Origin of the sequence: Streptomyces genisteinicus (genome assembly GCF_014489615.1) — a bacterium.
GTDB lineage: Bacteria > Actinomycetota > Actinomycetes > Streptomycetales > Streptomycetaceae > Streptomyces > Streptomyces genisteinicus.
Genome location: NZ_CP060825.1, coordinates 7,215,564 through 7,242,041, shown reverse-complemented (window position 1 = coordinate 7,242,041; position 26,478 = coordinate 7,215,564). Strand labels below are relative to the sequence as shown.

Below are 26,478 nucleotides of genomic sequence, written 5' to 3'. Positions count from 1 at the left end.
GTTGAGCACCGCAAGCGGGTCCTCGCACGGACTGCTCCCCCTCACCGGCGCCCAGACGGGCATCTGGAACGCACAGCGCCTCGAACCGGACTCGCCGTACTACACGGTCGGCGACGTCGTGGAGATATCCGGCGACGGCCCGGTCGACGCCGGAGCGCTGGCCGAGGCGGTCCGGGCCACCACCGAGGAGGCCGAGACCCTGCGGCTGCGGGTGCACGCCACCCCGGACGGGCCGCGCCAGTCGGTGTCCGACGAGCCCGTCGCCCTGCCGCGGGTGGTCGACGTGAGCGGCGAGAGCGACCCGGTCGCCGCCGCCCACGCCCTGGTCGCCGCCGAGCGGGCCGCGACCGGCGAGGCGTGCCGGGGCATGGTCGACCGGCCGCTGTACTCCCGGACCGTGATCCGGCTCTCCGACCGCGAGGTCTGGTACACCCAGCTCGGGCACCACCTGGTGTTCGACGGCTACACCGCCGCGATGCTCGCGCGCCGCACGGCCGCCCGCTACACGGCCCTCGTGCGCGGCACCGAGCCGCCGGCGGCGTCGTTCGGCGACTTCGGCGGCGTCGTCGCCGCCGACCTCGCCTACCGCGAGGGCGACCGCTTCGCCGAGGACCGCGCCTACTGGGTCGAACGGTTCACGCCGCTGCCCGACCTCGGCGAGGCCGACGCCGCCGCCGGGCCGCCCGAGCGGACCGTGACCGCCCGCGCCGTCGTCACCGCCGAGGAGACGGCCCTGCTGCGCGCCTTCGCCGAGCGCGAGGGGGTGAGCTGGGGCGAGGCGCTGATCGCCGTCTACGCCGCGTTCCTGCACCGCACCCTGGGCCGGACGGACGTGGTGTTCGCCCTGCCGCTGATGTGCCGCACCGGCTCGGCCGAACTGCGCACCCCGTCCATGGCCGTCAACGTGCTCCCGCTGCGGGTCGAGGTCCGGTCCGGCGACGGTCTCGGCGACCTCGGCCGCCGCGTTGCGGCCGCCATGCGCGAGATGCGCGCACACCAGCGCTACCGGGGCGAGGACCTGCCGCGGGACCTGGGCGTGCCCGGCGCGGGGGCGCTGCTGCACGGGCGGGGCATCAACCTCAAGGCGTTCGACCTCGCCATCGACTTCGCCGGCGCCACCGGCACGATGCGCAACGTCGCCGGCGGCCCGCCGGAGGACATGGGGCTCAGTGTCCTGCCGACCCGCGACGGCGGCCTGCTGCTCGGCTTCGAGGTGGACGCGCGCAGCGGCGGCCAGGCCGGCGTGGACGCGAAACTCGCCGGTCTGCGGGCCCTGCTCGCCGGGCTCGTCGCCGGACTCCGGGTCGGCGCCGTCGCCCTCGCCGCCGACCCCGAGGCGGTCCTCGCCGCCTGGTCCCCGCCCGCCCTGCCCGGCGAGCCGTCCACCGTGCCGGCGGCCCTCGGCGCCCTGGCCGACGCCCATGGCGGGCGCACCGTCCTGGTCTGCGGCGGCGTACGGCTGACCGCCGGCGAACTGGCCGGCCGGGTGCACCGGCTGGCCCGCGCCCTGCGCGCCCGCGGCATCGGGTGCGACGACGTGGTCGCCCTGGCGCTGCCCCGCTCCGCCGACGCGGTCGTGGCCCAGCTCGCCGTGATGGACGCCGGGGCCGCGTTCCTGCCGCTGGACGCCGCACACCCGGCGCGGCGGCTGCGGGAGCTCGTCGACGACACCCGCCCGGTCCTGGTCGTCACCGACGGCGCCGGGTACGCGCCCGTCGACGGGCTGCCCTGGACGGAGCTGCTCGCGGAGGCGGAGGGCCTGTCCGCGGCCCCGCTGACCGCGGCCGAACTCGCCGCGCCCCGGCACCCGGACCACCTCGCCTACGTCATCCACACCTCCGGCTCCACCGGCCGGCCCAAGGGCGTCCTCGGACGCGTCGGCGGACTCGCGGCGCTGCTGCACCACCAGCGGCACACGGCCGTCGCCGACGCCGCGGCCACCCGCGACCGGCCGCTGCGCGCCGCCCACACCTACTCGTTCGCCTTCGACTCCGCCTTCGAGCACCTGGTCTGGCTGCTCTGCGGCCACGAACTGCACGTCTACGACGCCGACACGACCCGCGACGCCGACGCCCTGCTGGCCGCGTTCCGGCGCGACGGCATCGACATCGTGGACACCACGCCGTCCATGGCCGTCCCCCTGCTCGACGGCGGACTGACGGACCTCGCGCCCGCGCTGCTCGTCCTCGGCGGCGAGGCGACCGGGCCCGCGCTCTGGCGGCGGGTCGCCGCGTCGGGCGTCACGGCACGCAACATGTACGGCCCGACCGAGGCCAGCGTCACCAGCACCGCCGCCCTCGTCTCGGGCGAGGAGCCGACGATCGGCACGCCGCTGGCCGGCACCCGCGTGTACCTCCTCGACGCCGCGCTGCAGCCCGTGCCCCACGGGACGGCCGGCGAGCTCTACCTCGCGGGTCCGCACCTGGCGCGCGGGTACCTCGGCATGCCGGGTGCGACCGCGGAGCGGTTCCTCGCCGACCCGTTCGGCCCGCCCGGCGGACGGATGTACCGCACCGGCGACCGTGCGAGCTGGACGCCGGGCCGGGGCCTGGTCTACCTGGGCCGCGGCGACGGCCAGGTGAAGATCCGCGGCCACCGGGTCGAGACCGGCGAGGTGGAGGCGGCGCTCGCCGCGGTGCCGGGAGTCACCGCGGCGGCCGCCGCGATCCGCTCGTCCCGGCTCGTCGGGTACGTCGTCTCCGCCTCGGTCCCGGGCGAGGAGGTCCGTGCCGCGCTGGCCGGCCGCCTGCCCGACCACATGGTGCCCGCGGCGGTCGTCGTCCTCGACGCGCTGCCGGTGACCCCCAACGGCAAGCTGGACCGCGCCGCGCTCCCCGCGCCGTCGGTGCAGGGCGGCGGGCGCGAGCCGCGCACCGAGCGGGAGCGGCTGCTGTGCGCCGTGCTCGCCGAGGTGTTCGAGGTCGAGCGCGTCGGTGTGGACGACGACTGGTTCGCCCTGGGCGGCGACAGCATCACCGCGATCACCGTGAGCAGCCGCCTGCGTGCCAGGGGGCTGGAGCTGCGCCCCCGCGACCTGCTGGCGCGGCGCAGCTTCGCCTCGCTCGCCGCGTCGGCGGCGCTGCCGGCGGACGCGGCCGAGCCCCTGGACGAGCCGACGGGTCCGGTGTCCGCGCCGCCCATCGTGCGCGCGCTGCTCGATCCTCATCCCGACATCGCCGTGGTGGCCGGCTACGCGCAGTGGACGGCGGTGCGCGTGTCCGAGGCGCCGGCGCTCGCCGCGCTGGCCGGCGGTGTGCGCACCGTGCTCGACCACCACGACGCGCTGCGGCTGCGGTCCGGCGCGGACGGCTCGCTGGAGGTGCTGCCCCGCGGCGCCGTCGCGGCGGTCGTCACGGAGTGCGCGGGCGAGGACGAGGCCGCCGTGGCGGAGCGTCTCGCCGGTGAACTCGACCCGTGCGGCGGGGACCTGCTGCGGGTGGCGCTGCTCCGCTCCGGGGACGGCTCGCCCGACCGGATCGTGGTGGTCGTCCACCACCTCGCCGTGGACGGGGTGTCGTGGCGTCTGCTCCTGCCCGACCTGCGCACGGCGTGCGCGGGCGGCGAGCTCCCGCCGCGGGGCGCCTCCTGGCGCCGGCACGCCGAACTCCTGGCCGACCAGGGCAGGTCGGGAGCGCGCAGGGACGAACTCGGGCACTGGCGCGCGGCCCTCGCCGCCTCGCCCCGGCTCGGCGAACGGCCGCTGGACCAGAAGCGGGACACGGTCTCCACGGCGCTGCGTTCCGTGACCGTCGCGCCCGCCGACGTCACCCGTGCGCTGCTGACCACGCTGCCGGCCGCGTACCGTGCGGGCGCCGACGAGGTGCTGCTGGCGGCGCTGGTGCTGACGCTGCGCACCTGGGGCGTGTCCGGTGACGCGGTGACGGTCACGATGGAGGGCCACGGCCGTGAGCACCTCGATCTGGCACGCACCGTCGGCTGGTTCACCGGCGAGTACCCGGTGCGCGTCGAGACCGGCGGGGAGGCCGGGGTGCGGCAGCTGGTGCGCGCCGCGAAGGAGGCCAAGCGGGCCGTCCCCGACGGCGGCATCGGCTACGGGGTGCTGCGCCATCTCGACCCGGAGGCCGGGCCGTCGCTCGCGGCGACGCCGCCCCCGGACGTGCTGCTGAACTACCTCGGCCGCTTCTCCCCGCTGCCGGGAGGCGACTGGAGCCTGCCCGAGCGGGACCCGTTCTCGGTCATCGAGCCCGGCGGCAAGGCGCTGGAGCAGGTCCTCGCGCTGAACTGCTTCGTCCACGAGGAGGGCGAGCCCCGGCTCGCCGTCGAGTGGACCGCCGCCTCCGGGGTCCTGGGCGCCGACGCCGTGGCGGGCCTCCAGGCCGCCTGGGAGGCGGCCCTTCGGACCCTGGCCGCCCACGCGCTCGACGGCCCCGGTGGGCTCAGCCCCTCCGACCTGCCCTTCACCGGGCTGGACCAGCACGCCATCGACGCCCTGGAGGAGGCCGCCGACGGCCGGATCTCCGACGTGCTGCCGGCCACCCCGCTCCAGGTCGGGCTCTCGTTCCACACGCTCGTGCGCGACGAGGACGACACCGACGTGTACGTCGTCCAGGCCGTCACCACGCTCTCGGGCGAGCTCGACCCCGAGCGCATGCGGCGTGCCGCCCGCGAACTGCTGCGCCGACACCCCGCGCTGCGGGTGTACCTCGCCCAGTCGGGGGACGAGGTGGTGCAGGTGGTGCCCGAGGACGTGGCGCTCGACTGGCGGCACGACGACGACTTCGAGGCGGCCGCCCGCGCCGAGCTGGCGCGCCCCTTCGACCCCGCGCGTCCGCCGCTCATCCGGTTCCTGCTCTCCCGGACGGGGCCCCAGGAGCACAAGCTCGCCATCACCAACCACCACGCCCTGCTGGACGGCTGGTCCATGCCGCTCGTCGGCCGGGCCCTGCTCGGCCTCTACGCGGAGCTGGGCGGCGGTCCCCCCGTCGTCGGCCCGCCGCCGCTGTCGGAGTACTTCCGGTGGCTGGCGGAGCGGGACGGCCAGGAGTCCCTGGACGCCTGGCGCCAGGCGCTGGCCGGGGTCGACGACGCCACCCGGCTGGCCCCGGCGAGCACCGGCGGCGCCGTCGAACGGCCCGGCCGGGTGACCGTGCCCCTCGGCCGTGAGTTCAGCGACCGGCTGCGCGCCTTCGCGCGGGAGCGGGGCGTCACCCTGACCACCGTCCTCCAGACGGCGTGGGGTGTGCTGCTCGGCAGGCTGACCGGCCGTCGCGATGTCGTGTTCGGCTGCCCGGTGTCGGGGCGTCCCGCCGAGGTGGACGGCGTCGAGTCGATGATCGGCCAGCTCGGCACCACGATCCCGGTGCGCGTCCGCTTCTCCCAGGACCTGACCGCCCGTGAACTGCTGGGCCACGTGCACGCCGAGAGCGTCCGGCTGGCCGAGCACCACCATGTGGGCCTGCCCGCCGTCCAGCGGGCGGCCGGCATCGGCGAGCTCTTCGACACCATGCTCGTGATGGAGAACTTCCCCCTCTCCAGCAGGCGGCGGACCCCGCTCTCCCCCGGGCTCGACCTCACCGGCGTCGACATCACCGACGCCACCCACTACGCGCTGACCGTGATCGTGATCCCCGACGACGCGATCACCGTGGGGCTCGGCTACCAGCCGCACGCCTTCTCCGAGGAGACGGTGCGTGCCTACGGCCGCTGGCTGCACAACGTGCTCCGCGAGATCACCGACGACCCCGGCCGCCCGGTGGTCGCGCTCCCCCTGCTGGACGCGGAGGAGCGCGCCCGGATGCTGCACACCGGCACCCGGTACCTGCCGGCCCGTCAGCGAGGGCACTGGCTGGACGAGTTCGCCGCGCAGGTGGCCCGCAGGCCCGGCGCCGAGGCCCTGGTCTGCCGGGACCGCAGTCTGAGCTACGCCGGACTGGACCGCGAGGCGAACCGGGTCGCGCACGCGCTGATCGCCGCGGGCGTACGGCCGCAGGACCCGGTGGCCGTGCTGCTCGGACGCGACATCGAGATGGCGGTGGCGCTGTTCGGAGTCGCGAAGGCCGGCGCCGTGTACGTGCCGATGGACCCGGAGTACCCGCGGGACCGGCTGGCGTTCATGTTCGACGACATCGCACCGGCGGCGGTGCTGTCCACCGGTGCCGAACCGCCCGTCGACCGGGACGTCCCGGTCCTGCGGCTGGACGACCCGGACACGCTGGCGGCAGCCGCGGACACCGATCCGGCGGGGGCGCGGGAGCGTCTCCCCGAGGACGCCCTCGCCTACGTGATCTACACCTCGGGAACCACCGGCCGCCCCAAGGGCGTCGGCGTCACCCACCGCGGCGTGCCCGACCTGATCGCCCTCCAGGAGGAGGTGGTCGGGGTCACGGAGGACGACCGGTACCTGCATTTCGCGTCCACCAGCTTCGACGTCGCGTTCTGGCAGACGATGGTGCCGCTGCTCTCCGGCGGCACGTCCGTGATCGCCCCCGAGGAGGTGCGCGTCCCCGGCGACGAACTGCTCGACTACATCGCCGAGCACCGCGTCACCGGAGTGAACCTGCTGCCGTCGTTCCTCGCCGCCATGCCCGACGACCGGACGGTCCCCCCGGACGTGTTCTTCGTGGTGGGCGCCGAGCGCCTCGACCCCGAGCTGGCCAGGCGCTGGGGCACGGGCCGCCGGGCGCTCTTCAACGCCTACGGCCCGACCGAGGTCACCATCAACTCGGTCACCTGGCACTACGACCCCGACGACGAGGGGCCGCTGCCTATCGGCCTGCCGGACCCGAACGTCCGCGCCTACGTCCTCGACGGCGGTCTCCAGCCGGTGGGCACCGGCGTCACCGGCGAGCTGTACCTCGCCGGTCCGAGCGTGGCCCGCGGCTATCTCGGGCGCCCCGCCCTCACCTCGGCCGCCTTCGTCGCCGACCCGTACGGTCCGGCGGGGACGCGCATGTACCGCACCGGCGACCTCGTCCGGTGGCGTGCCGACGGGCAGCTGGTCTTCCTCGGCCGCGCCGACCACCAGATCAAGGTGCGCGGCTTCCGTGTCGAACTCGGCGAGATCGAGTCCGCCCTGACCCGCCACCCCGCGGTCCGCGCCTGTGCCGTGGTGCTGCGCGACGACCGGCTCGTCGGCTACGTCATCCCCGCCGACGGCGCCCGGCCCGACCCCGCCGCGATACGGTCGTTCCTCGCCGCGGAACTGCCGGACCACATGGTGCCCACCGCGTTCGTGGAACTCGACCGGCTGCCGCTGAGCCCCAGCGGCAAGCTGGACGCGGGCGCGCTGCCCGCCCCGGCGACCGCGTCCGCCGCACACCGCGCGCCGGCCGGCGAGGCGGAGGCCGCGCTGCTCTCCGTCTTCCGCGACATCCTCGGCACCGACGCCGTCGGCCTCGACGACGGCTTCTTCGACATCGGCGGGGACAGCATCATCGCCCTGCAGGTGGTGTCCCGGGCGCGGCGTCTGGGACTCGGGCTGAAGGCCCGCGACATCTTCGAGGGGGAGACCGTCGCCGGGATCGCCGCACGGGCCCGTTCCCTCGACGAGGGCGAGGCGCCCGCGGTCGGCGACGCGCCGCTGACCCCGCTGATGCGCGGGCTGCTCAGCCGCGCGGGCACCGCCGCCGACGGCTTCTGCCAGTGGGTGGAGGTCTCGGTTCCGCCGGGTGGCGACGAACAGGACTGGCGGGCGGTGCTCGACGCGGTGCTGGCCCGCCACGACGTCCTGCGCGCCCGGCTCGCCGGAGACGTGCTGCGCGTCCCGCCGCCCGGCGCGGTCACCGGGGCGGACGTGCTCACCCGCGTCACGGCCACCGGCGACCTGCGCGGACCGGTCGACTCCTGGACCGCCGGGGTGCGCGACTCCATGGACCCGCGCACCGGGCCCCTGCTGCGCGCCCTGTGGGTGGACGCCGGCCGTGAGCGGCCCGGCCGCCTCGTGCTCGCCGCCCACCACCTGGTGGTCGACGGCGTGTCCTGGCGCGTGCTCCTCGACGACGTGCGCCACGTCCACGGCGGCGGGACGCTCGCCCGGCACGGCCAGTCCTTCCTCGGCTGGGCCCGGAGCCTGCGCGCGGCCGACCGCGCCGCGGAGCTGCCGCACTGGCGGCGGATGACGGCCGGCACGGCGCTCGCCGGTCCGCTCGACCCCGCCCGGGACACCGTGGCCACCGCCCGGCACCACGAGATCCGCGTCGCCGCCGACGCCACCCGCGCCCTCGTCACCACGCTGCCCGCCGCCCACCGCACCACACCGGACGCCGTGCTGCTCACGGCCCTGGCACGGGCGGTGCACGCCTGGCGCGGCGCGGACGGCCTGCTGGTGGCCCTGGAGAGCCACGGCCGCCCGGCGCAGGCCGACCTGGAGCAGACCGTCGGCTGGTTCACCGCCGTGCACCCGGTGCGGCTCGACCCGTCCGACGACGTGGCCGCCGTGGCCCAGCGGCTGCGCGCCCAGGGCGACGGTCTCGGCCACGGGATCCTCACCTCGGCGGGGCTGCTCGACCCGGTCGAGCCCGAGGTGTCCTGGAACTACCTCGGCCGCTTCCCCGGCGCTCCCGCCGAGGAGACGCCGTGGCAGGCGCCCCCGGACGCGGACCCGCTCGGCTCCGGCGGCTCGGGCGTGCTGCCCCTGCCGCACGCCCTGATGGTCAACGCCCTGGTCCGCGACGACGCCCTCGGGGTCCGGATCACCTGGCCCGCGGCGCTCTTCCCGGACGCCGCCGTCGAGGAGTTCGGCGAGCTGCTGAAGGGCGAACTGCTGCGCGCCGCCACCTCTCCGGAGGCCCTGGCGCTGACCGGGGACCGTCCGGTGCGGGAGGTGCAGGCGCTCACCCCGCTCCAGGAGGTGATGCTGCGGCACTCGCGCGCCGACCGGCCCGACCCGTACACCGTGCAGTCGGCGTTCACCCTCGCGGGGCCGCTCGACACCGGCGCGCTGCGGGCGGCGGGAGCCGACCTGGTGGAGCGTCACCCGAACCTGGGCGCCGTCTTCCCGGCCGGCCTCGGGGTCGTCCCCGAGGGGACGTCGCCCGGCTTCCGCGTCACCGACGGGCCCGCGGAGGACGTGCTGGCCGCCGACCTGGCCGAGGGCTTCGACCTCGCGGAGGGACCGCTGCTGCGCCTGACCGTCATCCGGCGCGGCGAGGACCTGGCGGACCTGGTGATGACCAGTCACCATGTGCTGTCCGACGGCTGGTCGGCGCCCCGGATGCTCGCCGAGCTGTTCGCCCTGTACACGGCCCGGGCGGGCGGTGGGGCCCACGGCCTGCCGGCGCCGGTGCCGTTCACCCGCTACCTGGAGTGGCGCGAGGCCAACGAGCCCGATCTGGCCGCCTGGGGTGCCGAGCTCGACGGCCTGCCCGAGGGCCGGTACTTCGACGGCGAGGCGGGGGCGTCCTGGCAGGAGCCGGAGCTCCTGGCCTTCGACGCGGAGCTCGTCGACCGGCTCGGCCGTCTGGCCGCCCGGCGCGGGCTGACCCGCAACACCCTGGTGCAGGGCGCCTGGTCGGTGCTGCTCGCACGGCGGACGGGACGCGCGGACGTGTGCTTCGGCGCGATGGTCGCCTGCCGCCCGCCGGAGCTGGACGGCGTCGAGGAGATCATCGGACTGCTGGCGAACACGGTTCCGGTGCGCGCCCGGCTCTCCGGCACCCTCGCGGAGTCGCTCACCGCCCTCCAGGCGGGGCAGCGGGCCCTGGCCGAGCACCAGCACGTCGCGCTCCACGACCTGGAGCGGATCACGGGACGCGACAGGCTCTTCGACAGCATGGTGGTGTTCGAGAACTATCCGGTCGACCCGGACCGCCTGCGGGAGCCCGCACCGGGGCTGACGGTCACCGGCACCCGGTTCCGCGAGGCCACCCACCATCCGGTCACCCTCACGGTGATGCCGGACGGGGACGGCTGGACCGGAGTGCTCGCCCACCGGGCGGGAGTGGACGTCGGCGGGCTCGCCGGCGAACTCCTCGAACTGCTGGGCACGATGGAGGAGTCGATGGACGAGGACGTGCTCGCTCTGGTGGAGCGCCGATGAGCGGCGACACGCAGGCCCCGGCCGCCCAGAAGGTCGACAGGCGGCTGCTGGGGATCGCGTTCATCCTCGTCCTCGGCACGTTCATGGCGACGATCGACGCCACCATCGTCAGCGTCGGCATCGACACGCTCGCCGAGGAGTTCGGCGCCTCCGTCGCCGAGATCCAGTGGGTGTCCACCGCCTATCTGCTGGCCGTGGTGGCGGCCGTCCCCGCGTCCGGCTGGCTGGCCGGACGCTGGGGCGGGCGGCGCACCTGGATGGGCGCGATCGGACTGTTCCTGTTCGGATCGCTGCTGTGCGCCCTCGCCTGGGACGCGACGAGCATGATCGTGTTCCGGATCGTCCAGGGACTCGGGGGCGGGATGCTGCCCGCCACCGGGCAGGCCCTGCTCGCCCGGATCGCGGGCCCCGGCCGGACGGGCAAGGTGATCAGCATCGTCGCGGTGGTGCCGATGCTCTCCCCCGTGTTCGGCCCGCTGGCCGGCGGCACCCTCCTCGCGGTGGCGTCGTGGCAGTGGCTGTTCCTCGTCAACATCCCGATCGGGGCGGCCGCCCTCCTGCTCGCCCGCCGCTACGTGCCCCGCGTCCCGCCCGCCGGGGAGCGGGCGCCGTTCGACCTGCGGGGCGCGGCCCTCCTCTCCCCCGGGCTCGCCGTCCTCGTCTACGGGCTGACCGAACTCGCCGAGGGACGCGCGGTGGCCGCGGCGACCGGGGTGTCGGCGGGTGTGCTGATGCTGGCCGCCTTCGTCGTCCACGGGCTGCGCACGCGCACCACCCCGCTCATCGATCCCCGGCTCTTCACACGTCCTCCGTTCGGCGCCGCCGCACTGTCCCTGGTGGTCCTCGGCGCCTCCGTGTTCGGCACCACGTTCCTGCTGCCCCTGTACTTCCAGACCGGCCGCGGGCTGACCGCGTGGGAGGCGGGACTGCTCCTCGCGCCCCAGGGACTGGGCGCCGTGGCCGGGTCCGTGCTGGTCGGCCGCTCCATCGACAAGGCCGCTCCCCGGACGCTGGTGGTCTGCGGGATCGCCCTGATCCTCGTCGGCACCGTGCCGTTCACCCAGCTGGGGCACGATCTGCCGCACGCCGTCGTGGTCGCGGCGCTCGTGGTCCGCGGAACGGGGATGGCCATGATCGGAGCCCCCGTCATGAACATCGTCTACAGCCGCATCGAGCCCGCGCACCTCCCCCGGGCGGCGAGCGCGCTCAACCTGCTCAACACCGTGGGCGGATCGGTCGGCACCGCGGCGCTCGCCGTGGTGCTCCAGGACCGGCTCACCGCCCGCGGCGCGGACGTCTCCCAGGCGTTCGCCGACACCTTCTGGTGGGTGTCCGCCCTCTGTCTCCTCGCCGCCGCCGGGGCGTCACGACTGCCCCGGACCAACGTCAGGAACCCATGATGCCTTCCCTTCCCCCGCAGGCCCTTTCCTCGCAGGCCCCTTCATCTCCGGCCCCTTCATCTCCGGCCCTTTCCTCGCAGGCACCTTCCTCACAGGCTCTTCCGACCGCCGTCCAGCCGCTGCCGACACCGGCGGATCTCGCCACGGCGGGTCCGCTGCCCTCTCCCGCCGAACTCGCGCTGCTGTTCCCGCTGTCGGCCGACGACACCGAGCGGATCGCCCGGCACCGCCGGACCGTCGGCGACGTCCTCGACCGGCGGGACGGGCGGCTGATGGTGGTCGTCGGCCCGTGCTCCGTCCACGACACGGCGGGCGCCCTGGAGTACGCGGACCGCCTCGCCGGGGCCGCCCGCCGGTTCGAGGACGACCTGGTCGTCGTCCTGCGGGCGTATCTGGAGAAGCCGCGCACCGTCACGGGCTGGACCGGGCTGCTCAACTCCCCGGAGTACGACGGGACGGGCGACCTCGACGCCGGCCTGCGCCTCGGCCGGTCGCTGCTGACGGACGCGGTCGCCACGGGGCTGCCGCTCGCCTACGAGTTCGTGGACCCCGCGCTGGCCCCCTATGTCGCGGACACGGTGTCCTGGGGCGCGATCGGCGCCCGGACCGTCGCCAGCCAGCCCCACCGGCACCTCGCGTCGTGGCTGCCGATGCCGGTCGGGATGAAGAACTGCGTCTCGGGCAGGCTGGACACCGCCGTGGCCGCCGTCCAGGCCGCCGCCCACTCCCACACCCTGCCCGCCGTCTCCTACGACGGGCGGCTCACCACACTGCGGAGCACGGGCAACCGGTCGGCCCATCTGGTGCTGCGCGGGGGGCCCGTGCCGAACTACGACCGGGCGGGTGTCGCCGCGGCCCGCGCGGCGCTCGCCGCCGCGGGTCTGCCGGAGCGCGTCGTCGTCGACGCCTCGCACGGCAACAGCGGGAAGGACCACAACCGCCAGCCCGGAGTGGTGGCCGACCTGGCCGCGCAGATCGCGGACGGCGACCGCTCGCTCGCCGGAGTCATGATCGAGTCCTATCTGGCCGACGGGCGGCAGGACCCGGGAGGCGGGCGCCCCAGGCCCGATTTGAGCGTCACCGACGCCTGCGTCGGCTGGACCCGCACGGTGCCGCTGCTGGAGACCCTGGCGCAGGCCGCCCGCAGGCGTGCGGCCTGACGGCCCCCGCGTCCGGCCTCTTCGTGTGCCCGGGCACACGAAGAGGCCGGGCGCGCGGGCCGGTTCGCCCGCGCGCCCGGCCCCGGGCCGGTGTGTGTCAGGGCCGTGCGGTGAGGTAGCCGCCCATCGAGGTGAAGTACTCCAGGGCCGGCAGCTCGCGCCCGTCGTGGGTGCGGACCCGGGTGACGGCGAGTCCGTGGTTGCGTCCGGTGCGGGCGTCCGCGCCCGCGACGATGACGACGCCGTCGCCCTCGCGGTAGAAGATGCGGCCCGGCGTGCCGCCGTAGCGGCCCTCGGAGACGGTCGCCGCGAGGATCTCCAGGCGCTCGCCCCGGTGGTGGGTGAAGGCGCTCGGGTAGGGCGCGGACTGGGCGCGGACGAGCCGTTCGAGGTCTTCGGCCGGCCAGTTCCAGTCGATGCGGATGTCCTCCTCGGCGCGCTTGTGGAAGAAGGTGGCCTGGGTGCGGTCCTGGGGGGTGAAGTCGGTGTCGCCGGCGGCGATGCGGCCCAGGGCGCCGACGGTGACCGGGGCGATCAGGTCCACGGTCTTGTGGAACAGGTCGGTGGCGGTGTCGTGGGGGCCGACGGGGACGGCGCGCTGGTCGACGATGTCGCCGGCGTCCAGCACCTCGTCCATCATGTGGGCGGTGACGCCGACTTCGGGCTCCCCGTTGATCAGAGCCCAGATCAGCGGGGAGAACCCGGCGTACTTCGGCAGCAGCGAGTCGTGGATGTTCAGCGTGCCGTGGCGGGGAAGCCCGTAGACGTGCGGGGGGATCCAGGTGCGCCAGTTGTTGGCGACGATGATGTCCGGGTCCGCCTCCTTGAGCAGGCTCAGGAGTTCCTCGTCGTCGGGACGGTTGCGGATCGCGACCGGGATGCCGTGCTGCTCCGCGAGATCGGCGACGGAGTCGCTCCAGATCTTCTCGTAGGCGTGCTCGCTCCTGGGGTGTGTCACGACGAGGACCACGTCGTGCTCGGAGTCCAGAAGGGCTTGCAGGGTCCGGTGCCCCCACGTCTGGTAGCCGAACATGACGACGCGCATGGTTCTCTCCTCAGAACGGTGATCGATCACGCAAGTAAAGCAAGGCTTACCTAACTAAGCAACGTGCCCGTGTTTCAGGCGCCTTGAGGTCCGCCCGCCGCGCGGTGCGCCGTCGAGCCGAGTCGACATGAGCAATTCAGTCAGGTTAGCCTCACCTAAGTTGACCTCCGTGCCGCCGGCCGCGTGAACGCTCCGGCCCGGCACCCGGGTTCCGTCCCACCTCCGATCCGTCCGAATCTCCGAGGCAGCAGCCCCGCACGATGGGAGTGACATGTCACAGGCTCTTCCTGACGACGCACCACCGATCCACGACCTCATCGGAATAGGCTTCGGGCCGTCCAATGTGGCCATGGCCCTGGCTCTGAGCGAGCACAACGCGGGTGTCGGCAGGCAGGAAGCGGTCACCGCCCACTTCTTCGAGCGCCAGCCCGTGTTCGGCTGGCACCGGGGAATGCTGATCGACGACGCCACGATGCAGGTCTCGTTCCTGAAGGACCTCGTCACCCTGCGCAATCCGGCCAGCGAGTACAGCTTCCTGTGCTATCTCCGGAGCAAGGGGCGGCTGATCGACTTCGTCAACCACAAGAACCTCTTCCCGCTCAGAGCCGAGTTCCACGACTACCTGGAGTGGGCGGCGGCCAAGGTCGACGACATGGTCTCGTACGGGCACGAGGTCGTCGCCGTCACGCCCGTCGTGCGCGACGGCGTCGTCGAATACGTGGACGTCACCGCCCGCGCCGGCGGGGAGACGGTCGTCCACCGGGCACGCAACCTGGTGATCGGCACCGGGCTGCGCCCGCGGATGCCCGACGGGGTGGAGCGCGGCGACCGGATCTGGCACAACAGCGACCTGCTGAAGAAGGTCGACGCGCTGACGGCCTCGGACCCGGCCCGGTTCGTCGTGGTGGGGGCCGGGCAGAGCGCGGCGGAGAACGTCGCCTACCTGCACCGCCGCTTCCCCGGTGCGGAGGTGTGCGCGGTCTTCTCCCGCTACGGCTACAGCCCGGCCGACGACAGCAGCTTCGCCAACCGGATCTTCGACCCCGCGGCCGTCGACGAGTACTACGCCGCCCCCGAACCCGTCAAGCGCAAGCTGATGGGCTACCACGGCAACACCAACTACTCGGTGGTCGACATCGACCTCATCGACGACCTCTACCGCGAGGCCTACCGGGAGAAGGTGCTCGGCACCGAGCGGCTCCGCTTCCTCAACGTCTCCCGCGTCACCGGGGTCGAGGAGACCGAGGACGGCGTGCGCGTCACCGTCACCTCCCTCGTCACGGGCGAGGACAGCGCGCTCGACGCCGACGTCGTCGTCTACGCCACCGGATACAGCCCGGCGGACCCGCTGGGCGTGCTCGGCGAACTCGCCGGCCGCTGCGCCCTCGACGAGCACGGCCGCGTGCGGGTGGAGCGCGACTACCGCCTGGCCACCGGCTCCGGAGTGCGGTGCGGCATCTACCTCCAGGGCGGGACGGAGCACACCCACGGCATCACCTCGTCGCTGCTCTCCAACACCGCCGTCCGGGTCGGCGAGATCCTCGACTCGATCATCGGGCGCGGCCGGCACGCCGCCCTCGGCGACCGGGCGGGGGCCGGCCAGCGCGCGGGCTCGATCGGCTGAGCCCGGCTCCCGTCCCGCCGTCCACGCGGTCGCGACGCCCCACCGCACCGGCGTCCGCTTCGGCTTCCGCACCCGCACCCGCACCCGCCGCACCCGAGAAGGAAACAGCAGACTCATGACGACCAACCCGTTCGAGGACACGCAGGGACGCTTCCTGGTGCTGGTCAACGAGGAGAACCAGCACTCCCTCTGGCCCGCCTTCGCGGAGGTCCCCGCCGGATGGCGCACGGTCTTCGGCGAGGACACGCGTGAGGCCTGCCTCGCGTACGTCGAGCAGCACTGGACCGATCTGCGCCCCGCCAGTCTGGTCGCCCGGCAGGGCTGAGCGCCCCCGGTCCGGCCGGACACCGCCGCGCCCCCGCGTGCACGGGCCCGCTCCGGGTCGCGGCCCGGCGCACGCCGTCCTCTAGGATGCAGGACGGCCGCGGGGGCGGCCGCTCGCCGCCCCGCAGCGTCGCGGTGCGGCCCGGCCCACCGCCGCGGCAGGCATCCCTCCCGGGGCCCGGCGCCGCGCGGCGCGGGTCTCGCGGTCCGCGGGGCGCGTGAGCCGGTCGGCGCGCACCCCGGCGGTGCGGGAGCGCCTGCGGGTACCGGTGGTGCACGAGCACCGGCGCGCCCGCCCGCGAACAGAGGTATCAGGAAAGGTGAGGTGCGCCGGTGATCTGCGTCGGAGGCATGATCGGCATCGGGAAGACGAGCGTGGCCGAACTGCTCGCCAAGGAGCTGGGCGGCGACGTCTTCTACGAGAGCGTGGACGACAATCCGATCCTGCCGCTCTTCTACACGGCGAGCCCCGAGGAGATCGAGGCCAAGCGCTACCCCTTCCTGCTCCAGCTCCACTTCCTGCGGACCCGGTTCGCCTCGATCAAGGAGGCGTACAAGCGGCCCGACAGCGTCCTCGACCGGTCCATCTACGAGGACTGGTACTTCGCCCGGGTCAACCACGACCTGGGCAGGATCAGCGCGCTCGAGATGCAGATCTACGAGGGCCTGCTCGACGAGATGCTGCGCGAGATCGACGGCCTGCCCTACCGCAAGGCGCCGGACCTCATGGTCTACCTCACGGCGGACTTCTCGACGGTGCTGCACCGCATCGGACTGCGCGGCCGCGACTTCGAGCAGGACGAGGGCCTCGTGGAGTACTACCGGACGCTGTGGTCCGGCTACGACGACTGGGTGCGCCTGCACTACTCGGCCGGCGAGGTGCTGGTCGTGGACATGAACAGCACGGACGTGGTGAACAACCCGGAGGACGCCGCCCGCGTGACGCGGGAGGTCAGAGCCGCGCTGGCCGCGGCGCGCGGCGGCGCGGGCGAGGCCCCGCCGCGGGGGTGAGCGGCCGGCCCGGGGGCGTGCGCCTGCGCCGCGTCCGGTCCCGGACGGCCGGCGTCGGATTCCGGCCACCGGGCGGAGGCGGACCGCCGTTCTGACCGGATCGGGCCTCTGCACCACATGTCACCTGCGTCACACTGGAGTTCCTGGGCACACACGAGCGTGCTGACGCGGGAGGCCGGTGGATGCAGCACGAGGTGACGCCGCGGACCGACGGGTCCGGTACGGCGACCGGGCCCGGCGACCGGTCCGGAGGGCGCGTCACCCTCCGCGGCGACCTGCGGGCCGCGCTGCCCGACGCGGCGGCCGCCGTCGTCGTCACCGGAGCGGTGTTCCTCTTCCTGTACCTCCGGATGGGAGCGGGCGAGGGCGACACCGTCGCGGTGATGCCCTTCATGGACGACCCGGCCACGTACTGGATGTACCTGCTCAGCCAGGCGTTCGGCTGGTCGGCGCTGCTCTGGGCCTGGGGGACGGTCATGCTCGGGCTCGTCGTGTCCGGACCGGGCGCCGGCCGGCTGCCGGTGTCCCGCGCCACCCTGGAGCGCTGGCACCGCACCACCAGCCTGACCACCATGGCCCTGATGGCGGCGCACGCGCTGATGTTCATGGCCGAACTCGTCCGCTACGAGGCCGCGCTGGGGTGGGCCGCACGCATCTGGGCCGGATTCGCGGACAGCTTCGTCCCCGGCTGGTACGACTCCGGCACCGGCCGGCTTGCCATCCCCATCGGACAGGCCGCCCTCTACCTCGCCGTACCCCTCGGGCTCCTCTTCTACGTCCGGCACCGCATCGGCGCCAACACCTGGCGCCGCCTGCACCGGTTCGTGATCGTCGTCTACGTCCTCAGCGTCTGGCACACCCTGCTGTACGGCACCAACGTCTGGTACGGGGACTGGCCCCGCACGGTCCTGTGGCTGCTGCAACTGCCCGTGGCCGGGCTGCTCCTGGTCCGGCTGCTGCGGCCGGCCCGGCGGTCGGAGCGGCTCGGGAGCCCTCGCGGGGGGCGGCGGGCAGCCGGCTGGGTCCTGCGTGCCGCGGGCCGGGCCGTCGTCCTCGCCGTCGTCGTCGGCATCCTGGTGGTCACGGTGTCGGGCCGCGACGGGGGCCGGCCGCGGCCGGCGGAGCCGCCGGCCGCGACGCCCCACGCTCACGAGGCCGGCTGATCCGATCCCTGCCCGGCGGGCAGGCCACCGGGCAGGAAGGTGACCTGCGGCGCCCCGGTGCGGGGGTGGACGGCGACCTCCGCCTCCACCCCGTAGACCTCGCGGAGCAGTGCGGGGGTGAGCACGCCGGCGGGCGGGCCCGACGTGACGACGCGGCCGTCGTGCAGCACGTACAGACGGTCGCAGAACGCCGCGGCGAGGTTGAGGTCGTGCAGTGCCACCAGGACGGTGGCGGGCAGGCGGCGCAGCAGGCCCAGGATCTCCAGCTGGTGCCGGATGTCCAGATGGTTCGTGGGTTCGTCCAGGACCAGCAGGGAGGGCTGCTGGGCCAGCGCGCGCGCCACCAGGACCCGCTGGCGCTCGCCGCCGGAGAGCCGGTCGAAGGCCCGGTCCGCGAGGTGGAGGGCGTCCGCATCGGCCAGGGAGGTGTCGACCAGACGGCGGTCGTCGGCGGTGTCCCCGTCGAGGAGGCGCTTGTGGGGTGCCCGGCCCATGGCCACCACCTCGCGCACCGCGAGGTCCACATCCGTCGCGGCGTCCTGCACCATTGCGGCCAGGGTCCGTGCCACCTGGCGCACGGGAAGCTCCCAGGTGTCGGCGCCGTCGACCCGTACGCTCCCCGCGGCCGGGCGCAGGATGCGGTAGACGCAGCGCAGCAGGCTGGACTTCCCGCTCCCGTTGGGGCCGATCACGCCGACCACCTCGCCCGGGCCCGCGGTGAGGGACACGTCGTCGGCCAGACGCCGCGCCCCCGCGGTGAGCGTGACGCCTTCGACGGCCAGTGCGCTGCCCTTCACGCGGGGCCCCCGTCCGTGGTGCGGCGGGCCTGGCGGCGCATCAGCCAGAGGAAGAACGGCCCGCCGGTGAGCGCCGTCAGCACGCCGACGGGCAGCTCCGCCGGCGCGGCCACGGTACGGGCGGCGATGTCGGCCCAGAGCAGGAAGACGGCGCCGCCGAGCGCCGCCGCCGGCAGCACCCTGCGGTGGTCGCCGCCCACGAAGAGCCGCACGATGTGCGGCGTCATCAGCCCGACGAAGCCGATCGGGCCCGCGGCCGCGACGAGGACGCCGGTCAGCAGCGACACCAGCACGAAGAGGCGTGCCCGGAACCGGGCCACGTCCAGGCCCATCGTCGTCGCCGCCTCCTCGCCCGCCGACAGCAGGTTCAGCGAGCGTGCCTGGAGCAGCAGGACGCCGAGGCCGAGCAGGAGCGCGGTGGCCGGCAGCCACAGTGTCCCCCACCGCACTCCGCCGAGACCGCCCATGGTCCAGGCGAGCACGGCGCGCGCCTCGTTGCCCCGGTCGCTGGTGAGCAGCAGCAGGTTCATCAGCGCGGTGAGCACCAGGGCGTACGCCACGCCCGACAGCACCAGCCGGGTGGTGGTGATCCTGCCGCCGCTGCGGGCCGTCGTGTAGACGAGGAGCAGGGTCAGCAGGGCGCCCGCGAAGGCTGCGGCCGACAGGGAGAGGTGCCCGAACACCTGCACCCCGAAGACGATCACCGCGACGGCGCCGAGCGACGCTCCCGAGGAGACGCCGAGCAGATAGGGCTCGGCGAGCGGGTTGCGCACGAGGGCCTGGAGCGCGGCGCCGATCAGGGCGAGTCCCGCGCCGGTGACGGCGCCGAGCAGCACCCGCGGCGCGCGGACGTCGAGCACGATGGTCTCGCGGGCCGCGGACCAGGTGGCGTCCGGCCAGTCCAGGCCCAGGGCGTGGAGGACGATGCCCCACACCTGTCCGGCCGGGACCCGCACGGAGCCGATGGCCATGCCCGCGGTCATCGAGGCGAGGAGCAGGACGGTGAGGAGGAGCACGGCGGGCCCGAAGGCGATCCGCCGGTTCCCGTCGCCGCCGGCCGCCTGCGCGGGCGGCGCCTTCACCGCGGTCTGTCCGGCGGGGGCGGTCACGGGAACCGCTTGGGGTGCAGGCCCCGTGCCAGGTCCTCGACGGCGTACGGCGCGCGCACGCCGACCAGGGTGGCGGTCAGCGGGAGGACGACGAAGCGCTCGTTCTTCACCGCGGGGACGTCCGCGAGCGCGGGCTGGGAGAGCAGGAACCGCTTCTTCTGCTCGACGTTCCCGGCTCCGGCGTAGTCGTAGATCGCGATGACCTCGGGCTTGCGGGCGACGACCTGCTCCCAGGAGACGTCGCCGAAGACGTCGTCGAGGTCGGCGAAGACGTTCCGCCCGCCCGCGAGGCGGATGACCTCGGTGCCGAGGCTCTTGCCGCCCGCCGTGAAGGCGCTCTTGTCCCCGCTGTCGTAGACGAAGACGGACACCTCGCGCTCGCCGTCCACCGCCTTCGACGCGGCCGTCACCCGGCTCCTGAGGTCGGCGACGAGGGCGTCGGCGCGGTCCTGCACGCCGAACAGCTCGCCGATGGCGCCGATCTCGTCGTAGGTGTCCTGCATGGACACCTGCTTCTTCCCGCAGTACTCGCGGTTGAGGTGGGTGTGGATCCCCGCGTCCTCGAACGCCTCGCGGGAGCGGCCCTCGTTCTCGGCGAAGGCGCTGCCGTATCCGCCGTAGACGAAGTCGGGCTCGGCGTCGAGGATCGTCTCGAACGAGGGCTCCTTCGCGGCCAGTTCGGGGATCGCCTCGAACTTCTCGCGCAGTTCGGGCAGGACGGCGGAGTCCGGGAAGGCGGTGCCGACCATGCGGTCGCCGAGTCCGAGCGAGAGCATCAGTTCGGCCGGGTGCTGGTGAATGGTGACGACCCGCGAGGGCGGCGCGTCGTAGGTGGTGCGGACCCCGCAGTTCTCCACCGTGAGGGGGAAGCCGTCGGCGGCCGTCGCCGCCGGCTTGTCCTGCCCCGCGCGGTCCGGCCCCCCGCAGCCGGTGAGCAGGACCGCGGACAGCGCCGCGGCGGCGCCGGCCGCGCGCAGGGCGCGGCGGCCGGACCTGGAAGTGGGCAGGGCGAAGGGACGGGGCGTGCCGTCGTACACGTGAAGCCTCCTGCGGAGTCCGCGCTCCTCGGATCGGACCCGCGACAGGCCAGTGTCCTGACTCCCGGATCGGCGTTCCCCGGCCTTCCCGCGCTGGCGCAGTGGCACATGAAGGGGTCCGCTCCCCGGTCACAGTGGCGGGACCGTGCCGGATTCGCACCGGCTTCCTGTCTCCCGTCGCGGTGATGACCTGCTGATCCTATGGTCTGCCGCAGGGTGGGCAAAGGGCGCACGTCACGGGCCGTGCGCCCCGGCGCCGTCGGAACGGACCGCGCCGGGGTACGGTCACGCCCTCGGGACTCCCCCAGGTGCGGTCACGCCGTCGGGACTCCCCCGGGTGCGGTCACGCGTCGTCGCTCCGCCGGGTGCGGTGACGCCCTCCGGTGTCCGGTCCGGCCGGGCGTGCCCGGCCGTTCACGCCGTGCGGACCGCCCGCAGCACGAGTCGCTCCGCGTCCTGGTCGTAGGGGCGGCCGTCGAAGCCGCCGTACACCTCGATCTCGCCGAATCCCGCCTCCCGCAGCATGGCGCGGAGTTCGACGGCGCTGTAGACGAACCACACCAGGCTCGCCCGGGTCACCCGCTCCCCCCGCACCAGCACCCAGTCGCTCCGCAGCCGGGCCCAGTCGTCCAGCACCGTGTCCGTCTGCACGAGCAGATCCTCGCCGCGCCGTACCACCTTGGGGGGCTCGACCCTGCGCGCGAGCAGTTCCTTGCCCGCCAGGTCGAGCACGAGCGAGCCGCCGGGCGCCAGCGCGTCGTGCATGGTCTCGAGGACGCGGGCGTTGTCCGCCGGGTCCTCGAAGTAGCCGAAGGAGGTGAACATGTTGAGCACGACGTCGTAGGGACCGTCGGGCCGGTAGTCCAGGACGTCCGCCTCCACGAACCGGGGCGCGGCGCCCGTGTCGGCGGCCCGCTTGCGGCCCCGCTCCAGGAGGACCGGACTGCGGTCCACCCCGGTGACGTCGGCGCCGCGCAGGGCCAGCGGGATCGTGAACACCCCGGGTCCGCAGCACAGGTCGAGCACGCGGGCGCCCGCGGGGATCGAGAGCAGCGGGGAGGTGCCGAGCAGGTCCTCGGCCTGGGTCCAGCGCTGCTCGGAGAAGAGGAAGTCGTAGAACTCGGTCCAGAAGTCGTCGTCCTGGAATCCGCCGGTGTCCGTCATCGCGAATCGTGGTCCTTTGTCTGTCGGTGGCGGGCGGGATCGGTGGTTGCGCCGGCGCCGGTGGTGCCGGCACCGGTGGTGTCGTGGGCATCGGCGGCGCCGGCCGCGGTGCCGCATTCGCCTCCGGTCGCGGCGCCTGCGGGCGGCACCGGTCCCGCCGTGCGGCGCAGGGGGAGCAGGAGCAGGGGCAGCACGAGGCACTGGGCGGCGGCCAGCAGCCAGAACAGGCCGGTGTCACCGCCCCGTTCGGCGTACCCGTAGAGCAGGCCGCCCAGCAGCCCGCTCGCGCAGGCCCCGAGACCGGCGGCGAGCCGCTGCTGCCCGAAGACGACCGCGTCGGAACGCGGGCTGCGGGCCAGCGCCTCCAGGTCGTTCTTCAGGAAGAGCACGATGTCGCCGAGGGTGATCAGCGCCCCGCCGGCCAGGAGCGCGGGCCGCGTCCCGAGGGAGAGCACCGCGAGCCCCGCCCCGAGTCCCGCGAACCCCACGGCGAGGGCCACGGGGTACGGCATCCGCCGGATCAGGCCCGAGGCGGGCGGCTGCACGACGATGACCAGCAGGAAGCAGAGCAGCAGCACCAGGCTGTAGAACGACGCGGAGGCCCGTTCCACCGCGTACACGGCGAGATAGTGCTGGAAGTGGAAGTAGAGGTGGAAGGCGATCGCGTTGGCGGCGAAGGGCAGTACGGCGATGCCGTCGAGGATGCCGGGCCGGGGCCCGTCGGCCGCGGGCCGGTCCCCGCCGGAGGACGCCGGCAGCCGTGCGTGTCCCAGGGTCACCACCGCGAACAGTGCGGTGACCGCGAGGAACAGCGGGGCGGGTGAGGAGAGGACGAACGGACCGGCGACCAGCGGGCCCACGGCCATCCCCGCGTTGAGCGCCGCGTTGCCCGCCGACAGGAACACCGGCCGCCGTTCCTCGTCGACGCCGTCCACGAGGTACGCCTTGTTCGCCGGCAGGTACAGCGCCGCGCCGCAGCAGGTGAGGATCAGCGCCCCCACGGCGAGCGGCGGCCAGCGCAGCGCGGCGAGCAGTCCGACGAACCCCGCGGTCCGGATGACGAGGGCCAGGGTCATCGTCCTGCGCAGCCCGATGCGCTCCGCCACCGCTCCCCCGACGACACCCCCGGAGAACTGCACCAGGGATGCCGCGGCGAGGACCACGCCGACCGTGCCGAGTCCCATGCCGAGGCGCTCGTGCAGGAAGACCGACATGAACGGCAGGACCATGAAGCTGCCGAGCGGGATGAGGAACGAACTCAGCAGCAGGAAGCGGAGCGGGCCGGTGAAGGAGGTGAGCGCCCGCCGCAGCGGCGGGCCCGTGCGGTCAGCCACGGACCGGACGCTCCTCGGGGACCTCCTCCGTGAGCACCCGTACGGTGTTGGCGGCCGCCACGGCGCGGTGGGTGGCCAGTTCCGCGGTCTCCGCCTCGGCGTAGACGATGCCCGCGTACCCGCGGCTGTCGTCGAGGTGCTCGATGCGGTCGCCGACCTCTCTGACGGGGTACCAGGCGGGTGAGCCCGGCAGGTCCGCCAGCCGGTCGAGGCCGTCGACCCCGGTGAACACGCCGGGTCGTGCGGGGTAGCCGAGGACGAAGGCCACCGCCGGGCCGCCGGGCAGGCGGGCGTCCATCAGCCGGGGCCGCCGGCCGAGCGCCGTCTCCGCCACGGCCTCGTAGACGTTGTACCCGAGTGCCCGGCACATCCCCTCGCCGACGAGTGCGCCGCCGATGCGCGGGTTGATCTCGATCACCTCGGGGCCGTGGGCGGTCAGGGCGAACTCCACGTGGGCGAACCGGTCGGTGTATCCCACCGCCGCGAGGACGCCGCCGAGCCAGCGTTCCAGTTCCGCCGCCGTTTGCCCGGGGAAGGCCACGGGGAAGGCGGTGATCTCCTCGCGGAACCGCGGCTCGGGCGACATGAGCCGGCTGGAGACGCCGAGCAGCCGGGTGGTCCCTTCCCAGGTCAGGGATTCGGCGCTGTAGACGGGCCCGGCGAGGTGGGGCTCGGCGAAGAGGCCGCCCTTGAGCGTGCGGCCGGTGGCCTCCCGCAGGGCGGCTTCGAGGGCGGGCTCGTCGCGTACGAGCCACACGTTCTGGCTGCCTGTCCCGGCGGTGTCCTTGACGACGGCGGGGAACCCCGTCTCCTTGGCGACCCGGGCCGCGAACCCGCCGGCCGGGTCGCCCGCCCGGACCGCCCGGGAGCGGGCGAGCCCCGCGGCGTGCAGCAGGTCGCGCACCGCCGCCTTGTCGCGCGTCCGGCGCAGCACGGCGGGGTCCAGGCCGGGGAGACCGAAGCGGGCCGTCAGCTCCGCGGCGACCTCCGTCCAGGTGTCGGTGGAGCCGATGAGCCCCCGCAGGTCCGGGGTCGACGCGAGCAGGGCGGCGACGGCCTCGGTGTCGAAGGTGTCCACGACGGTCACCTCGAGCGCGTCCGCCGGCAGCCGGTCCAGTTCGTAGCGGTAGTACGACGGATCGCGGGTCAGCAGCCGCAGCCGCTCGCCCAGCGCGTCGGTGGCGCGGACCAGATGGCCCAGGCCGAAGGAGAGGGATTCGAGGCTGACCAGGGTCACGCTGCCGCGTCCTTCCACTGTGCGGGGCAGGGGGTCCGGTTCCACGCCATGGTCGACCAGGGCATGGCCATCTCTTCGGGGGCGCCGATCTCGACGGGTTTGAGTTCCGCCGGGTCGAGGGCCTCGTTGTGGCGGCGGTGGACGCGCTCGACGTACCGGTGCCCGGTGTCGGCGCCGATCACCAGGTGCAGCCGGCCGGGCAGGCACCCGGACTCGTGGACGGCGGCGAGGTAGGCGGCTCCGGTGGAGAGCCCGGCGAAGACCGCGTGCTCGCGCAGCAGGGCGACGGTGCCCGCCATGGCGTGGGTGAAGTCCATCCAGTGCAGCGCGTCGTACAGCTGGTGGCGCACGTTGTCGAAGACGATCGACGAGCCGATGCCCGCGATGATCGCCTCCGGGTCGTGGTGGTCCTGGCTGCCGAAGGTCACACTGCCGAAGGGCTGTACGCCCACCAGCCGCACGGAGGGGTCGCGCCGCCGCAGGTGCTCGACGAGCCCCCCGGTCGAGGCGCCCGAGCCCACTCCCCCGACGACCGTCAGGGGCCGGCCGGGCAGGGCCTCGGCGATCTGGTCGGCCACCTCCCGGTAGCCGAGGTAGTGCACGTCGTCGTGGTACTGGCGCATCCAGTGGGCGTCCGGGCGCTCCGCCAGGTACGCCCGCACGCGCCGCACCCGTAACTCCTGGTCCAGTTTGAGGTTCTCCGTGGGCCGGACCTGCTCGACCGTGGCGCCCAGGATCTCCAGCTGGGCCAGGGTGGTGGCGTCCACGGTCGTGGACGCCACGATGTGGCACCGCATGCCGTACCGGTGGCAGGCCAGCGCGAGGGCGTAGGCGTAGATGCCGCTGGAACTGTCGACGAGCGTCTGGCCCGGTACGACCGTGCCGCGTTCCAGCAGGTGCCGGACGGCGCCGAGCGCGGAGTAGATCTTCATGGACTCGAACCGGAGCAGTACCACGGAGTCCGTGAGACGGACCAGGTCGGGACGCTTGACGGCGTCTGCGACGTGCGGGTGGATCACGCGAGGCCTCCTTGGGCGAAAGAGCACTGGTGTCCGAGTGAGCGGAAGAAGGCGGAGAGTTCCCCTCTGAGCGACGGAGCGGGCCGGCGGGCGAACAGGTAGCCGACCAGGGAGCCGGTGTGCGCGACGAAGACGCCGTCGGCGCCGAACTCGTCGCGGTGCGCCAGGACGGCGGCGAACGTGTGCTTGGGCAGGACTTCCTGGGAGAGCACGGCACTGGCCGTGGCCGCGCGGGCGACGGCGGGGGCGTCCCGGGTGGAGAAGCCCTTGAGCAGGTCGGTGAGGCAGCGCTCGTACTCGTCGCCGCGGCGCCGGTAGTGCCGCAGCAGCACCGGGGTGGTCGACGCGGTGTCGACGGTGCCCGGCTCCGTCACGTAGGCGGTGTGGAAGACGACTCCGGTGCCCAGTCGGCGCACCACCGTGTGCCGTGCGCTGAGATGGAGGGCGAACTCGTCGAGGAAGACGCTGTCCGCGCGCTCGATGGCGGCCAGCACGTCCCGGACGGCCGCCGGGTCCTCGGGCAGCGAGAGGACGCGGAACAGGCAGCGCAGCGCGGCCACGATGTCGGCGGTCGAACTCGCCATGCCCGCCCCCACGGTGAGTTCGCTGTACGCGCTGAGGCGTCCGGGCGGCAGGGCGCGCCCGGTGCGCTCCAGCAGGAGGCGCACGGCGTGCCGCGTCTTCTCGCCGAGCGGTCCCGGGCGGGGGCCGGTGACGGCTTCGGGGGCGGGCACGGGCAGCGCTTCGGTACGGGGCGGGGACGCGGGCGCGGACGGGACCGGGGCCGGAGAGCCGGGCGGGGGCGCTGCATCCGGGGTGAAGTACACCCAGGAGTAGCGGTCGACCGGGAAGGACACCACGGCGATGTCGGGGTCCGGGCCCGATCTCAGCGGCCCCTGGTAGAGCTCTCCGAGTGTGCCGTGGCAGACGCCGGCGAAGCCGCGTCCCGGCGGCGGGGGGCCGGCCGTCAGCACGGGGTGCGCCCGGACGTCCGGGCCGGCACGGGCCGGGCGTCGATCTGTGCGGTGGTCACGCCGTGTCCCCTTCTCTCGTCGGC

The 26,478-nt window shown here is 74.4% G+C and carries 16 protein-coding genes and 1 riboswitch; of the genes, 7 read left to right on the top strand and 9 right to left on the bottom strand.

All coding sequences use genetic code 11. The features are described 5' to 3' along the window. Window position 1 precedes the first annotated feature (1 nt). Genes IAG43_RS30935 through IAG43_RS30925 form a run of 3 tightly spaced genes read left to right on the top strand, consistent with a single transcriptional unit; the run spans window position 2 to window position 12,557 of the window. Window positions 2-9,997, top strand: coding sequence for a non-ribosomal peptide synthetase (locus IAG43_RS30935; protein ID WP_187743960.1), 9,996 nt, complete (start codon window positions 2-4; stop codon window positions 9,995-9,997). After that, window positions 9,994-11,397, top strand: a complete 1,404-nt coding sequence (locus IAG43_RS30930) for a DHA2 family efflux MFS transporter permease subunit (RefSeq protein ID WP_187743959.1) — start codon at window positions 9,994-9,996, stop codon at window positions 11,395-11,397. Before IAG43_RS30935 ends, IAG43_RS30930 begins: the two co-directional genes overlap by 4 nt. Then, complete coding sequence (locus tag IAG43_RS30925) at window positions 11,397-12,557, top strand: 3-deoxy-7-phosphoheptulonate synthase (RefSeq protein ID WP_187743958.1); 1,161 nt, start codon at window positions 11,397-11,399, stop codon at window positions 12,555-12,557. The genes IAG43_RS30930 and IAG43_RS30925 overlap by 1 nt, the downstream gene beginning before the upstream one ends. A 97-nt stretch (window positions 12,558-12,654) precedes the next feature. On the opposite strand, the gene IAG43_RS30920 is transcribed toward IAG43_RS30925, so the two are convergent. Next, a complete protein-coding gene (locus IAG43_RS30920) occupies window positions 12,655-13,602 on the bottom strand; it encodes a methionyl-tRNA formyltransferase (protein ID WP_187743957.1) in 948 nt (315 codons plus the stop codon). A gap of 271 nt (window positions 13,603-13,873) precedes the next feature. Here IAG43_RS30920 and IAG43_RS30915 point away from each other — a divergent pair, with 271 nt between their 5' ends. The 4 genes from IAG43_RS30915 to IAG43_RS30900 all read left to right on the top strand — a co-directional run bounded on the left by IAG43_RS30915 (window position 13,874) and on the right by IAG43_RS30900 (window position 17,724). After that, window positions 13,874-15,226 (top strand): lysine N(6)-hydroxylase/L-ornithine N(5)-oxygenase family protein, encoded by a 1,353-nt coding sequence (locus IAG43_RS30915; RefSeq protein WP_187743956.1) that lies wholly within the window; start codon window positions 13,874-13,876, stop codon window positions 15,224-15,226. Window positions 15,227-15,341: 115 nt separating this feature from the next. Continuing rightward, window positions 15,342-15,551, top strand: coding sequence for an MbtH family protein (locus IAG43_RS30910; protein WP_187743955.1), 210 nt, complete (start codon window positions 15,342-15,344; stop codon window positions 15,549-15,551). Between the two features lie 332 nt (window positions 15,552-15,883). After that, window positions 15,884-16,561, top strand: a complete 678-nt coding sequence (locus tag IAG43_RS30905) for a deoxynucleoside kinase (protein WP_246574632.1) — start codon at window positions 15,884-15,886, stop codon at window positions 16,559-16,561. A gap of 182 nt (window positions 16,562-16,743) precedes the next feature. After that, entirely contained in the window at window positions 16,744-17,724 is a 981-nt protein-coding gene (locus tag IAG43_RS30900) for a ferric reductase-like transmembrane domain-containing protein (RefSeq protein WP_187743954.1), read from the top strand. Here the strand turns inward: IAG43_RS30900 and IAG43_RS30895 are convergent. The 8 genes from IAG43_RS30895 to IAG43_RS30860 form a co-directional block, all read right to left on the bottom strand. Next, window positions 17,709-18,521 (bottom strand): ABC transporter ATP-binding protein, encoded by an 813-nt coding sequence (locus tag IAG43_RS30895; protein ID WP_187743953.1) that lies wholly within the window; start codon window positions 18,519-18,521, stop codon window positions 17,709-17,711. The genes IAG43_RS30900 and IAG43_RS30895 overlap by 16 nt on opposite strands. Further along, window positions 18,518-19,555, bottom strand: coding sequence for a FecCD family ABC transporter permease (locus IAG43_RS30890; protein ID WP_246574809.1), 1,038 nt, complete (start codon window positions 19,553-19,555; stop codon window positions 18,518-18,520). Before IAG43_RS30890 ends, IAG43_RS30895 begins: the two co-directional genes overlap by 4 nt. 71 nt (window positions 19,556-19,626) lie before the next feature. Continuing rightward, a complete protein-coding gene (locus IAG43_RS30885) occupies window positions 19,627-20,667 on the bottom strand; it encodes an ABC transporter substrate-binding protein (RefSeq protein WP_187743952.1) in 1,041 nt (346 codons plus the stop codon). A gap of 30 nt (window positions 20,668-20,697) precedes the next feature. Next, a riboswitch (cobalamin riboswitch) is annotated at window positions 20,698-20,876 on the bottom strand. A 205-nt stretch (window positions 20,877-21,081) separates the two neighbouring features. Next, window positions 21,082-21,831, bottom strand: coding sequence for a class I SAM-dependent methyltransferase (locus IAG43_RS30880; RefSeq protein ID WP_187743951.1), 750 nt, complete (start codon window positions 21,829-21,831; stop codon window positions 21,082-21,084). Continuing rightward, a complete protein-coding gene (locus IAG43_RS30875) occupies window positions 21,828-23,165 on the bottom strand; it encodes an MFS transporter (RefSeq protein ID WP_187743950.1) in 1,338 nt (445 codons plus the stop codon). Before IAG43_RS30875 ends, IAG43_RS30880 begins: the two co-directional genes overlap by 4 nt. After that, window positions 23,158-24,402, bottom strand: coding sequence for an ATP-grasp domain-containing protein (locus IAG43_RS30870; RefSeq protein WP_187743949.1), 1,245 nt, complete (start codon window positions 24,400-24,402; stop codon window positions 23,158-23,160). Before IAG43_RS30870 ends, IAG43_RS30875 begins: the two co-directional genes overlap by 8 nt. Then, on the bottom strand, window positions 24,399-25,421 hold the full coding sequence (locus tag IAG43_RS30865) for a cysteine synthase family protein (RefSeq protein ID WP_187743948.1): 1,023 nt from the start codon (window positions 25,419-25,421) through the stop codon (window positions 24,399-24,401). The genes IAG43_RS30870 and IAG43_RS30865 overlap by 4 nt, the downstream gene beginning before the upstream one ends. Further along, complete coding sequence (locus IAG43_RS30860; protein WP_246574631.1) at window positions 25,418-26,395, bottom strand: GHMP family kinase ATP-binding protein; 978 nt, start codon at window positions 26,393-26,395, stop codon at window positions 25,418-25,420. Before IAG43_RS30860 ends, IAG43_RS30865 begins: the two co-directional genes overlap by 4 nt. Between the last annotated feature and the right edge of the window lie 83 nt (window positions 26,396-26,478).

Bases quoted from the DNA above. Each gene is read 5' to 3' on its own strand.
- IAG43_RS30915 (WP_187743956.1), top strand. From the start codon at position 13,874: ATGTCACAGGCTCTTCCTGACGACGCACCACCGATCCACGACCTCATC.
- IAG43_RS30900 (WP_187743954.1), top strand. From the start codon at position 16,744: ATGCAGCACGAGGTGACGCCGCGGACCGACGGGTCCGGTACGGCGACC.
- IAG43_RS30920 (WP_187743957.1), bottom strand. From the start codon at position 13,602: ATGCGCGTCGTCATGTTCGGCTACCAGACGTGGGGGCACCGGACCCTG.
- IAG43_RS30880 (WP_187743951.1), bottom strand. From the start codon at position 21,831: ATGACGGACACCGGCGGATTCCAGGACGACGACTTCTGGACCGAGTTC.
- IAG43_RS30930 (WP_187743959.1), top strand. From the start codon at position 9,994: ATGAGCGGCGACACGCAGGCCCCGGCCGCCCAGAAGGTCGACAGGCGG.
- IAG43_RS30925 (WP_187743958.1), top strand. From the start codon at position 11,397: ATGCCTTCCCTTCCCCCGCAGGCCCTTTCCTCGCAGGCCCCTTCATCT.
- IAG43_RS30910 (WP_187743955.1), top strand. From the start codon at position 15,342: ATGACGACCAACCCGTTCGAGGACACGCAGGGACGCTTCCTGGTGCTG.